Annotated in this window: 11 protein-coding genes; 8 read left to right on the top strand and 3 right to left on the bottom strand. The window is 49.0% G+C overall.

Annotation, left to right across the window (positions count from 1 at the left end):
* Positions 1-124 precede the first annotated feature (124 nt).
* From F4Y39_02345 to F4Y39_02330, 4 genes are all read left to right on the top strand, one after another.
* Positions 125-1,024 (top strand): IS1595 family transposase, encoded by a 900-nt coding sequence (locus tag F4Y39_02345; protein ID MYC12548.1) that lies wholly within the window; start codon positions 125-127, stop codon positions 1,022-1,024.
* Positions 1,025-1,444: 420 nt separating this feature from the next.
* Complete coding sequence (locus tag F4Y39_02340) at positions 1,445-2,005, top strand: hypothetical protein (GenBank protein ID MYC12547.1); 561 nt, start codon at positions 1,445-1,447, stop codon at positions 2,003-2,005.
* A 97-nt stretch (positions 2,006-2,102) separates the two neighbouring features.
* Positions 2,103-2,597 carry a hypothetical protein gene (locus F4Y39_02335; GenBank protein ID MYC12546.1) on the top strand — a complete coding sequence of 165 codons (495 nt, stop codon included), beginning with the start codon at positions 2,103-2,105 and terminating at the stop codon, positions 2,595-2,597.
* Between the two features lie 144 nt (positions 2,598-2,741).
* Positions 2,742-2,933 (top strand): DUF4177 domain-containing protein, encoded by a 192-nt coding sequence (locus F4Y39_02330; GenBank protein ID MYC12545.1) that lies wholly within the window; start codon positions 2,742-2,744, stop codon positions 2,931-2,933.
* 257 nt (positions 2,934-3,190) lie between these two features.
* On the opposite strand, the gene F4Y39_02325 is transcribed toward F4Y39_02330, so the two are convergent.
* The 3 genes from F4Y39_02325 to F4Y39_02315 are packed head-to-tail and all read right to left on the bottom strand — an operon-like array spanning position 3,191 to position 8,686.
* Positions 3,191-6,211: a T9SS type A sorting domain-containing protein gene (locus F4Y39_02325; protein MYC12544.1), complete on the bottom strand. Its 3,021-nt coding sequence runs from the start codon at positions 6,209-6,211 to the stop codon at positions 3,191-3,193.
* A 9-nt stretch (positions 6,212-6,220) separates the two neighbouring features.
* Positions 6,221-7,564: a sorbosone dehydrogenase family protein gene (locus F4Y39_02320; GenBank protein ID MYC12543.1), complete on the bottom strand. Its 1,344-nt coding sequence runs from the start codon at positions 7,562-7,564 to the stop codon at positions 6,221-6,223.
* 57 nt (positions 7,565-7,621) lie between these two features.
* Positions 7,622-8,686, bottom strand: a complete 1,065-nt coding sequence (locus F4Y39_02315; GenBank protein MYC12542.1) for a PorV/PorQ family protein — start codon at positions 8,684-8,686, stop codon at positions 7,622-7,624.
* A gap of 304 nt (positions 8,687-8,990) precedes the next feature.
* On the opposite strand from F4Y39_02315, the gene F4Y39_02310 reads away from it, so the two are divergent.
* The 4 genes from F4Y39_02310 to F4Y39_02295 are packed head-to-tail and all read left to right on the top strand — an operon-like array spanning position 8,991 to position 12,470.
* A complete protein-coding gene (locus tag F4Y39_02310) occupies positions 8,991-9,254 on the top strand; it encodes a hypothetical protein (GenBank protein ID MYC12541.1) in 264 nt (87 codons plus the stop codon).
* A gap of 48 nt (positions 9,255-9,302) precedes the next feature.
* The gene (locus F4Y39_02305; GenBank protein MYC12540.1) at positions 9,303-10,862 is read left to right on the top strand and encodes a thioredoxin domain-containing protein; all 1,560 of its coding nucleotides are present in this window, start codon (positions 9,303-9,305) and stop codon (positions 10,860-10,862) included.
* Positions 10,862-11,758 (top strand): SDR family oxidoreductase, encoded by an 897-nt coding sequence (locus F4Y39_02300; protein MYC12539.1) that lies wholly within the window; start codon positions 10,862-10,864, stop codon positions 11,756-11,758. Before F4Y39_02305 ends, F4Y39_02300 begins: the two co-directional genes overlap by 1 nt.
* Positions 11,751-12,470: a polyprenol monophosphomannose synthase gene (locus tag F4Y39_02295; GenBank protein ID MYC12538.1), complete on the top strand. Its 720-nt coding sequence runs from the start codon at positions 11,751-11,753 to the stop codon at positions 12,468-12,470. Before F4Y39_02300 ends, F4Y39_02295 begins: the two co-directional genes overlap by 8 nt.
* Positions 12,471-12,482 lie beyond the last annotated feature (12 nt).

Here is a 12,482-nt window from a genome sequence, read left to right as displayed (position 1 = left end):
AATTAAAAGCAATTTTTGTGTTTTGCTGGCTTATATAGTGTGCGAGAAAAGGCAAGGAGGCGATTCGCGGTCGCCTCCCCGCCAGGTTTTCATCCGTCGCCAACGAATGAAAGGATAGCCAGTTATGAATATAGTTGAGATAATACGTAGATTTGAAGGACAAGAGGATTGCATAGCACATTTGGAGAATTTGAGATTTGATAGGGAACCATACTGCCCGTTGTGTGAAAGTCACAATGTAGCGCGGAAGCGAGAAAAGGGACGTATCGGACGATGGAATTGTCATAGTTGCGGAAGCTCATTTTCTGTTCTATCAGGGACGATATTTGCAGGAACTCGGACGCCTTTAATAAAATGGTTCCTTGCAATTTCGTTAGTAATGAATGCGAGAAAAGGCATATCGAGTTACCAGCTATCAAGGCATCTTGGAATAAGTCAAGATAACGCTTGGAGAATACTACACAAAATTAGACAAGAGATGTTGGAAGAACTAACTGGAATATCGCTAAAAGGTATAGTAGAAGCTGATGAAACATACGCCAGCATATACACAGGCGAAGAAAAGAACAGGGGTCGAGGCTCGAACAAGTTAAAGATACTTGGAGCAGCAGAAAGACAGGGCAATGTAATGGCTCGGCGAATGGCTGACGTATCAGGCGATGCCATAAAGCGATTTATGGAAGCCTATCTGGAATTTGAGAACTCCGTTTTGATAACTGATAAATGGAGAGGATACAATGTGTTAGATGAACTCGTTGAACATTACGTAATGGAAGAAGAAAAAGAAGAAGGTAAAACAACAAGTGTCATCGAGGGATTTTGGGCAATCGTAAAACGTTCATTATATGGAATATATCACCATTATCAATGGTATAATGCAGACTTATACTTAGCAGAAATATGTTTTAGATACAACAATAGAAAGTATGAGGATGAAGATACTATCGACTACTTTATGAAGCGTTGCGTATTCAAGCATAGCAACATAGCATATCATACGATGAAAGACGCTTGGATGATGTAGCCGAAGGCAAAGGATAAGCCTGTATATATTGCTAATTCAGTTATCGTCATAGAAAGGAGGAAAATATGTTGTGACGTAATAAGTAATGAGGTATATTATAGCCGTCACAGTTATTGCAGAATCCCGATATGTCGGGTATCTGCTTAATACCATAGCCAATGGAGAGAAGTTGAGGGTAGCTCCCTCGACTGGCGAATAGGCAGGACACTAAACGCATCTCTGCGATAACTGTTGACAAATGCCCGACACCTTTTTCGGTCGGATTTTATCGGACTCGGAACAGGTGTCAAAGCGGCTCAAGTGGCATAGAAACAAGCAGTTACGGAAATGCGTTTTGCATTTATAAGCGATACGGAGCGATGGTCAAGATCACTCCGTATCTAAACCCCTTCATTGCAGGAAGCAAGATAGGAGTTTCAAATGTATGCTAACATTGATGAGATTGTAGAAGCTATCAACCGCGAGTCTCGCAACTACTGCATAGGTAACTTGCAAGGTATAAGAAAACGGTTGAGATCATTGGGCTGTCAAGCTGGGTCTGATATATTCAGACTGACCGATGCAATGCGACGTGGAAACTACGCCTATCACTGGGGCGGACGTGACGAATTCCAGTTTAACGTCAGATTCATCGAGAAAAGTGACGGAAACTATATTGAATACGGTCTCGCATTCTCACTTGAATACATGTGGAACAAGGACATCGTAAATGAGCTTAGACCAAGAATCGAAAGGTTTAACGAGTTCATTGATAGATGTAACGGCGACTTCTCAGGGTATTACGTTTCAGTAGCCAGACCTGATGAATCTGTTGAAGTCAAACCTCCACACGATCTTTACATACCCGACGACTGGATAGAAGAGGGCAACTTTATATCATTCTTCAATATGCGTAAAGTTCCTGCTGATCTAACAGGAGTCCACGCCATATTGCAAGCATTTGATGACATGCTGTCGCTGTATATCCACGCGATGAGCTAAACATAGGACGGTATTCTAAGAAATTGGGATGCCGTCCTTGCTTTCCACAATAAAAGGTATCACCGAACAAGTCAAGCAAAATCAAAGGAGTATCAAGATGAAAAAGTTATCCCTGCTGTATCTGCTGACGTTTTTAAGTTGCGGAGAAGAAACGGTCGATATAACCAAACCTGAGCCGAGTAGTTGGCTCAAGGAAAACTATACCGACCAAATGACAGGTATATCTTCATCCTCGATATACACTTCTTCAACTTGGACAAGTTTACTCGGTCGTCAAGAATCTTGTCATTTATATGTGCGTAATACGAACGGCAATATAGATGTGTTCCTATATGCTGGATATGTGAATCTGCGAGGTTCCGAGCCTCACTATATCAAGGTCAGAGTTGATGAAAAGCCATCGTGGGAAAGCGGTATATCGAAATCCACAGACGGCAAGGCAGTATTTATCAACAATGTGTCGCAGGTAATCAACCAGCTAAGGGGTTCATCTGTATGCTTGCTTAGACTCGAATATTACAGTCTCGGTGACGTTACATTTCGGTTTGAGACAAGCGGATTTGACAAGGCATATTCCGAGTTGACAAATTAGCAAGAATACTTGACAAATGAACTGTCAAGGTCTAAATTGTCAAGGTTGTTGAACACGAGATATTGTGCGTCTTGAGAGCAGGGAGTGAGTAAAGGAATAAGCACTCTCGAGGCGCACAATATATTGAAAGAGGAGGACAAGAATATGAATACGTGGAAAGGAACAGAAACAGAAAAGCAGTACGAATACAAATGCGTTTCTGTGAACGAGCATTCTAACGATGAAACGATAGAACAAAAGATCAACGAAGTAGCATCACAAGGATATAGAGTGGTCAACTTTATCAATGTGAACGAGCAAATTCTATTCACATTGGAAAGAGTATCAACTACATAGAAGATGCTTTGTACACTGTCTCCTTGGTAACTTTTGCTGTCTCTCTGAGAGCTTTCTGGAGTTTCTCTTCTGAAGGAGCATCTCCTGCTTTAATAGGTCCTCCTATATAAATAGCGACCTTTTCACCATTTAATACAAATTCTATTCTATAATCCATAGCTAACAATCCTTTCTCTGCATACGTTTGCAGAAATGAGCAAAAATTTTTGCGTGTTGCGGCAACAAATTACCTTAGTAAGCCCTCAACCCGTTGTTCCCTATTTAATTATCGCGGCTTTGATAAATCGCACCTCTGTGCGCGTGCTATTGCTCGCTTGTAGGCGACAAATATATAGGCCGCTGGCGTAATCGGCTACATCCCAGGCAATTTCGTTGTCGGTATTGGGCATGGGATTGTCGTGTGTGAGGTCGGCGATCTTTTCACCGAGGGGGTTGTAAATGGTCATACTGATTTCGGCGGGTTCTAATAAAAAAAAGCGGATGCGCGCCTTGTCGCCATTGCGGATCGGGTTGGGGTAGAGGTATGCTCGCGCCGCAGGTAAAAGCGAGGTGTCTGTTGGGGTTGCGATTTCGAGAGGCTGTTGGAGCAATTTTCCCGCGTTGCCCGGTCCTCCTCCGAGTTGCCCCCAGATAATTTTGTTGCCAGTATAAGATGGGTCAATTGTTTCCAGATGAAAGAGGTGCATACTGCCGTTAGCTGTATAGATAATGAGTTCCAGGGTGCTGTCGTTGTCAAGGTCGTCGATAAGTGGCGATGAGAGAATGGGGCCGGGTACTAATAGGGGAAAGCCCGGTAGAGTATGTCCTTCGGCGGTCAGTCCGTAGAGGAGGCCACCGCGTGTACCCGCGAAAATATCGGGGGTTGTGTCGTTATTGATGTCGGCGAGAATGGGCGGTGCTTCAATGGGGCCGGCGCCGTCTTTTATCGGGAGGGCGAGTGCGCCTTCGGTTTGCAAGATGGCGTTGAAGCGATAGAGATAGAGTTTGCCGTTGCCGCCAAAGAGGACTTCGATAAATCCGTCCCGGTCGAGGTCGGCGACAACAGGGGGTGAATGCGCGCCGCCGGGCACGGGGTCGCTTGCAAAGGCGAGGCCGTTGGCGTCGAGGATGGAGAGGATGCCGTCTGCTGTGACGACTGCAATGTCGTCATTGCCATCGCGGTCGAGGTCGCCTATTGCCGGGCTGCCGATGATGGGAGACGCAAATGTGGCGAGTGGCGTGGATTGGCCAGTGTCGTGAATGAGGTGGATCTGAGCACTGCTGGTAATGGCGATGAGTTCATTGTCCGAATCGCTGTCGATATTGCCCACGGCGAGCGATTGTATGGCGTCGCTCAGGGCGATGTTGCCCGCGATTTCAGATAGAAAATTGCCCCATTCGATTTTTCCATCGCTCCATCCCCAGATATCGACAGCGATTGTGGGGAATTTTGCTATGACGGGTGTTGTGGAAAAAGATGAAGGAGGATTGATATCGACGGTTTCGTGGACTGTACCACTGGGACGCCAGTGCGTTCGGGTTGTTTCTCCGCGATGATAGATGAATCCGAGTTCTTTCAGGTCGCCAATTGCAGGGGTTGTGGCAAATGCCAAAGGCAGGCCGTCCAGGCTGTGCTGTTCACCCGCGATTTTCCACGCGCCAGAACTGTGAAGGATTTCTTTGATTCCATCTCTATCGAGGTCGATGACGCGGGGCGACTCTCGCGTGGGATTCAAGTCTGTAATCGGCCAGTTGTCCAGCCGATTGGCAAAACGGATTGCAACCGTCATTACTTCACCGGGTGGACTGAGCACTTCGATGGTTATGCCGCTTTCATAGCCCAAATTGCTGCGGGTATTTGGCGAGGTATCGGGACCAAATAAGGCGTTGTTGCCCACGTAAAAGGCGTCTTCTGGCGCGCCTTCGATACTGCTTAATGAGATGATACCAGCTTGAATGATGCGGCTGGCCGATACATTGCCGATGTCTTGCAAGCCATCGGCTTCTTCGAGAGCAATGCCGCGGCGATATTGAGCAGGTGCAATTTTGTAATCGGGGTGGCTGTTGATGTGTTTTTCTGCGTCGCTGGCTCGAATAATCGCATCGTCAATGTGGTAGATGAGAATACCCGAGCCGGGTATGAACGCATCGTAGTCGTCTGCGGAAAGCCAGACATTATGAGGGGTGGAAAATTCGATTTGTGGGATGCGATTTTCAATATTGAGGCGCGAGATGCGATTTTCGATCAGGAAGTATTCCGTGGCGCTGATGGGGACGCGAATAGCCTGCGGAAGATCGGACGCGCTGCCGGATGCAGCGATTTCTACAGTGTCGTTGTGGGTGATCTCGAGTGGTTCGAGCCAGCCGAGTTGCATGCGAGACCAGGCCGTCATGCGACTGGGCAAAAATCCGATCAAATTTGTGCTGGTGGATTCGGGATCGTTTCTCAGGGGTTGGAGACCCAGCCGCGCGGCGTCAATTTGATTGTTGGCGCCTGTATCCATCAAACTCCAGTCGCCAATGGCGGGCAGATCGTTTTCAAAGTCCGAAAGACCGGGCAAGCCGAGTTGCGAGGCAAAAAATCGGGCGAGCGTGCCATTGAGACCGCCCTGACCGTTTGTGCTGATGGCTTCGGGCAATAGCATGCCCGATGCCACCTGAAAAGCTCCGTTGTTGACGGCAATCGCGCCGTCGGCGAACTCGATGAGGTCGCGTTGAAAAATAAAAGCCGAGGGTATGTCGTTGAGTTTTTGACCTGCTTCTCCGCCGAGTCCCGCGTGAAATACTGCAAAGGCGCGATATTTTGAGAAATCTATGGTTGTACCATCTGCGGCATCTGCAGCGCGAATGCCATCCCAAAAGAGCCGCGTGACGCGCTCATTTATTTCGCGTCTCGTGCGTCCATTGCCGTATTCGATCAAGGGGGTATCGAGGACGTAACTCGCGGTGGGATCTTGTGGATAGACATCGTATTCGATGGTCAGTTGTCCCTGGGATATGTCGCGGTAATAATTGGAAAGAGCTTGCAGGTGAGCTTCAAAATATGCGCGGTCGTGGGGGGGAGCATCAAAGGGATAGATGCGATCAGAACTTTCGGTTGTGCTGAGATCGAATGTGCCGTTTCCACTGGTGGTTTCGTTGTCGGGGGTTTCGGGGGGGAAGGAGACGCGCAAGGCTAAGAAGCGATAGGTATCCGCAGCCATAATGGGCTGTACAAAAAGAGCCATAAGATACAGGAAGATTGTGCAGGGTATCCCGCATCTGCACAGAAGGGTTATCAAGCGTGGGGTCAGATTCATAATGCGAGATCAGTGTGAATAGCTGATGCGGTAGATTAGACCGGCCTGGTCGTCCGATACCAGCAGGGAACCGTCGGGCATAACGAGCACATCGACTGGCCTTCCCCAGTTCGATTCGCCCTGAAGCCAGCCTTTTGCGAATGGTTCGTAGCTGACCGCCCTATTGCCGTTCAGGCGCACCAGGGTGACGCGGTAGCCGATTTTGCTGCTGCGATTCCAGGATCCGTGTTCGGCGATGAAGATTTGATTGCGGTATTCCTCTGGAAACATGTCGCCGGTGTAGAAGCGCATTCCAAGAGCCGCTACGTGCGGGCCGAGATTCTGGACCGGCGCAACGAACTCGCCGCAGCTACGCTGATCGCCGAATACGGGATCGGCGATGTTGGTGCCGTGGCAGTAGGGATAGCCGAAGTGCTGTTCATTGGCGGTTATTCTGTTCAGTTCGTCCGGTGGTACATCGTCGCCCATTCTGTCTCTTCCATTGTCCGTGAACCACAGTTCACCCGTTTCTGGATGCCAATCGAAGCCGACTGTGTTGCGAATGCCCCGCGCTATGATGCTGAAGTTGCTATTGGTGTCCAATCTTCCGATTGATGCGTATGGGTCTCCGCGATTGCAGATGTTGCACGGCGCGCCGACAGGTACGTACAGCAAACCGTCGGGACCAAAGCGGATGAACTTCCAGCCGTGCGATCGATTCGTGGGGAAAGCGTCGTTGACGATTTCAGGTTGCGGCGGGTTGTCGAGTTGTGCTTCGATATTGGTATAGCGCAGGATGCGGTTGATTTCGGCTACGTACAGGTCGCCATCTTTAACGGCGACGCCGTTGGGGTTATTCAGGCCGCGGGCGAGGACGATGACCCGCTCTGCTTTGTGGTCGCCGTCTTCGTCGCGCAGTGCGTACACGCGGCCGCTGGGGCGAGTGCCGACAAACAGGGTGCCATCTGGGCTGAGGCTCATCGAGCGAGCGCCTGTTACCCCTTCGGCGTATATGCGAATGTGGAATCCTTCAGGTAGTTCAATCCGCGTCAGGCGTGGATCGCTGGGGGGGGGTGGCTGTGATGATGCCGCAAAGCTATCGACAAATAACAGAAAATCGTCAAATGCAATCTCGCCATTTCCATCCAGATCGTATTTCGCATCGTACCGCTCTTGACCAGCTTGAGATCCAAACGCGGTGACAAATAGTAAGAAGTCGGGAAAATCGACGACACCATTGCCATTAAAATCCGAAGAGGGGGGACTACTATTTTGGGAGAAAAGAGGCGAAATTAAGAGCGTGAAGTTCAGCAAACTGGCAGCACCGAGCGCGAGAAGGCGAGGTTTGGCATTATATCTCAAGAGATTTAGCATTGTATTTCAATTGATGTCTTCGTCGCAAAGAGAGTCAGTTTGCTGAACCTGCGAGGATTAAAATATAAATCCACCCGTGAAGCGGAATGTATTGCTGGCAGGCGTATCTTCTGTCGGCACAAAATACGAGATATCGAAATTTGCCCAGTTGTATTTCAAGCCCAGCCCAAAGGTGGGAAAATTGCGTTTGCCGTCTTTATCATAGGAATAGCCACTGCGCAGAGCAAAAGCCGAATCTTCAGAAAGCTGGTACATCCATTCGGCACCTACGCGGTAATCCATATCGTCAAATTCCGTAAAACCATTGCCGCCCGGATTGGGCTTCCAACCAAAGGTGTCGTCATTCCAGCCGGAAATAAATGAAAAGAAACCATCGGCGGCGAGGGGTTTATAAACATCAGCGGTGAGCATCAGGGAAGACGAGTTGTTTTTAATCACTTTGTACGCAATGCCAAAAACGAAATTTTGTGGCAGTGGATCTGCCTGATCGGCATCGATAAAAGTCATGTTTGGGCCAACATTGTGCAATACACTGCCGAAGCTAAGCCGGTCTGTGGCTGCCCACATGAGACCTATGTCTCCGGCAAAAGAAGTCGCTGTACCTTTGCCTTGCTCAATACCTGCACCTGTGTCGGAGAGATGTTCATAGATGAATTTAACTGTGATGCCCATGGCCAGGTTTTTGAAGAGATGCGTGCCATAAGATACGCCCAGGGCCATGCCGTAGCTCTTAAATGTACCTAAAAGATTTCCCTCTTCATCGGTGCGTTGTTGTTCGCCCAAAGAACTATAAATGAGGCTATATCCCAGATTGCCAATATCACTAAACGGGTGTGTGTAAGCACCGAATGACGAAAAGATGTCGCTGGCCAGTCGGGGAACGGGTTTGTAAAGGGTGGTGCTGAGACTGTGAATTTGTAATGAGGCCAGCGCGGCGGGATTGTAGTACGTGGCATTGGCGTCATCGGCAATAGCGACATACGCATTGCCCATACCCGCTGCGCGAGCCGATGGTGCGAATAACAAAAAAGTGGCTGCGGCATGGCTTTCTGGCGTTGCATAAGCAGGGGTGCTGAGCAGGCCAATACCAAGTGTGAACAGGGTGAGAAGGCGGTGTTTCATGGGGATTCTCCTTTATAGAATTAGCCGGAAAGCCTGCAAGATATGAAAAAACCCGGCCGTGAGCGCGTGTGAACGCGCCGCCAACCGGGGGGCATTCTAACATCGCGCGCTAAAGCAGACACATCTCGGATATCGGACAAATAGCCGATGGGATTTTACTGATGTAAAAAAAGCGCTTTAGCGGTGATGCGATAGACAAATTTCCTGATTAATGGTGAGATAAAATCAAAAAAATCGCTTGTTTGAGACTCGCGTGTTGACTATTTTCAAACCACGAGTTTGTGATTGATGAAGGGAGAGAACCGTGATTGATCGGGATTTACTCGATATTTTGGCCTGTCCAGAGAACAAAACGCCCGTAAAATTGGCCGATCAACCGCTGATTGACACCATCAACAGCGCGATTGAAAAAGGCGAGGTTAAAAACCGGGGCGGACAAAAAATTGAACAGCCAATTGATGGAGGCCTGGTGCGCGAAGATCGCGTCTTTTTATATCCCATTCAGGACGCGATTCCCATTATGTTGATCGACGAAGCCATCCCAATAGAAAAATTCGCGCCTCAATAGGCTTTTCCCCGTTTTTGAAGTATTTTAGAACTTCAGCAAATCCTTCCCATGTGTCAAGCCTTTTTTGAACGGTTTAGACGTTTTCCCATGCAGCGAGTTCCATATTTTTTTTTACAAAATTTATGTACTATTGGTCAGGTTTTGCAAAAAAATATATGGATCGCACTCGTGCTTGGGTTTTTATCTGGTGCATGTGGTGGGGGAAATGAGACGGCAAAATTAGATGTAACGGCGTTGGATGGCGGGAGAATAAACTGGCGGACATGGAGCCAAAGAGATTCTGCCCGAATCCTCGGGCGTCCCATTTTGTTATTTTTTTATACGCAGCGATCGGGTTGGTGCCGCGATCTGGTAGCGCGGTGTTTTGAAGATTCAGAAATTGCACGGGCGGTTGCCCGTTACACTCTGCCAATATGGGTTGATGCCGATCAACGACCCGATTTATTTGAGCGTTTTGGTCTGGGTGGGGTTCCATCACTCTCTTTTTTAACGCCCGATGGACAATGGATCACGGGCAGCACCTATCTCGATCCCGATGATATGATAGATCTGTTGCGGTGGGTGCAAATTTTGTACGACAATCCCGATAGGCTCGTCAGGCTCGAGGTGCAGCGGGCAGAGTTGAAGCGGCGAGTAGAACGCGATAAAAAGAAAGATCCGCGCCCTCGTATCAGTCCGAGCGCAGCGCTTTTGCACCGTGTGCGCGATAGTTTGAAATCGGTGATAAAAAGCGGTTTTGATCCAGGACCCGAAGGTCTTCTCGCGCTTGCAGAAGCGGGTATTGATTCGCCTTTGATCAATTTTGCACACAGCGCACGGCGCGATACAGACGGCGTTTATGTATTGGGGGTATTAACGCATCGTGGACCTGTGATTGATGCGGAAAAACACATGGCGGTCAATGCCCAATTACTGCGGGCGTTTGCACGGGTAAATTTGTCCCGCGATCTGGCCGATGCGGTGCTCGAACAATTTGCCGTATCTGGCGATGTTTTGTTGGGGGCCGGGCTGGCTGGCTTTCGAGATCAGGCGGGAAATGTATTGCGGGATGCAGAGATTTATTCGGGCTGGAATGCACTGGTAATTTCGGGTTTGTGCGCGGCGTTTCTCGAAACTCGAGAGGGGCGTTTTTTAGATGCTGGGCGACGAATTTTTGAAACAGTTAAGATGAGATTTGTACAGGATGATAGTCTATTTGCCCACGCGCGATCTTTGAATACACCTCGTTTTTTGCTGGATCAGGTTTTAATCATCCGCGCTGCTCTCGATTTGTTTGAGGTGCAGGAACGCGAGGCCGATTTGTTATTTGCGCGGGCGCATGCAGATCGGATTATGACAGTTTTTGCCGATTCTTCGGGCGCTTTGAGAGACCGAATGCCCGAGGTCGATGTCGCGCTCTCGCCCGCTATTGATCGGTGGCTGCCTTCGGGAAATGGCGTAGCGGCGCAGGTTTTTATGCGGCTTTTTGTGCATACGAAGATGCCGCGCTATCGAGATTGGGCCGAAGCGATTTTGACAGCTCTGATTGGACCCAATATAGATCGCATCGGATATGCTGGCGCGCTGAATCGCGCATTGGCATTATTTGTGCGGGAAAGCGAAAACTAATGGCTAATAATCGGTTGCTCATTATCGGCGCATCGGGCTTTTTGGGGCATGCGCTTTGCGATGCATCCCGCAGTGATTGGGAGCGAGTACCCGCATCGCGCAACGGTGAAAAAGGTCATCTCGTCGTAGATTTGACACGGCCCGATTTGGTACACGAGGTGGTGGCACAGGTACGCCCCCGGTGGGTGATCAATTCGGCAGCTATGACAAGCGTTGATGGATGCGAGCGCAATCCCGCGCTTGCGCATGCGATACACGTCGATGGAACGCGCAATTTGGTTCAAGCGTGTGAACGGGTTGGATGCGGTCTGGTGAACTTATCGACCAATTATGTGTTTGATGGAGAGAAAGGGCCTTATGCCGAGGGCGATGAAGTACATCCGGTGAATGTGTATGGGCAGACCAAGTTAGAAAGCGAAGTTGTTCTGCTGAACGCACTTTGCCCCGGCATTGTGGTGCGAACGGCGGTATTGTACGGTTTTCGCCCGTCTTGTCGGCCCAATTTTGTGACCTGGGCCATTTCATCGCTGGCAGGACGCGAGGCGATTCGCGTGGTGATAGACGAGTGGACAAATCCGACTTTTGTCGATGAACTCGCCGCATTTATTTTTCAACTGTGCCGCACTGACTTCCGTGGTGTGGTGCATTTTGGCGGGGCGGATTTTTTGACGCGCTTTGAAATGGTCGAACGGATTTGTGCTGTGATGGAGCTTGACTTTTCACTGGTATCTTCCATAACATCCGCAGAATTTGGACAGCTCGCACAGCGCCCGTTGCGAGCCGGGTTGACAACCGCCCTTGCCAGAACATTATGTGATATTGTACCTGCCTCTTTTGAGCACAATTTGAAGCAATTAAAGGGTGTCTTTCACAGGATTGTTAATACCTATGTCTGATAATATACTCCGTATTTCTCTGATTACACCCACCTATAACGAGCGCGAGAACATTTCTTTATTGGCCGAAGAAATATTCGACGTTCTGAAAGACCATCCCGACATCGATCTCGAATTAATTGTGGTTGATGACAATTCGCCCGATGGCACGGGAGAGGTGGCCGAATCACTCGTGGAGCGCTATCCGGTGCAGGTGGTTCACCGCGCCGGGAAATTGGGATTGGGCAGTGCTGTGATGGCCGGTTTTGAGCGAGCAGAGCGGGATCTCCTGGGGGTGATTGACGCCGATTTGAGCCACGATCCCATTGTTTTGCCTCAGCTCATTTACGGGTTGCGGGATCACGATCTGGCTATTGGTAGCCGGTTTGATTCGGAGAGTCACGTCGAAAAATGGGCATGGTACCGCAGGTTTATTTCTCAATTGGGAGTATTTCTCGCGCGGCAATTAACCGGTGTGCAAGACCCGCTGGCGGGCTATTTTTTCTTGCATCGGCGGGTTATTAAAGACATGGCATTGACTTCGCCGGGGTATAAAATTTTACTGGAGATTCTGGTCAAGGGGCATTATGAGTCTTTTATAGAGGTCCCCTTTGTGTTTCGCAACCGGCAATACAGCAGCAGCAAGTTGAACTGGACTGAGTACTATTTGTTTCTCAAGCAATTGTTGACATTCTATTTTTTGCGAAAAAAGACCAACGCCGATAATAAATAAGTCTGGTATTTT

The organism is Gemmatimonadota bacterium, from assembly GCA_009838845.1.
Classification (GTDB): Bacteria; Latescibacterota; UBA2968; order UBA2968; family UBA2968; genus VXRD01.
Note: the sequence above shows the minus strand (reverse complement) of the source record. Positions and strands in the feature narration are given on the sequence as shown.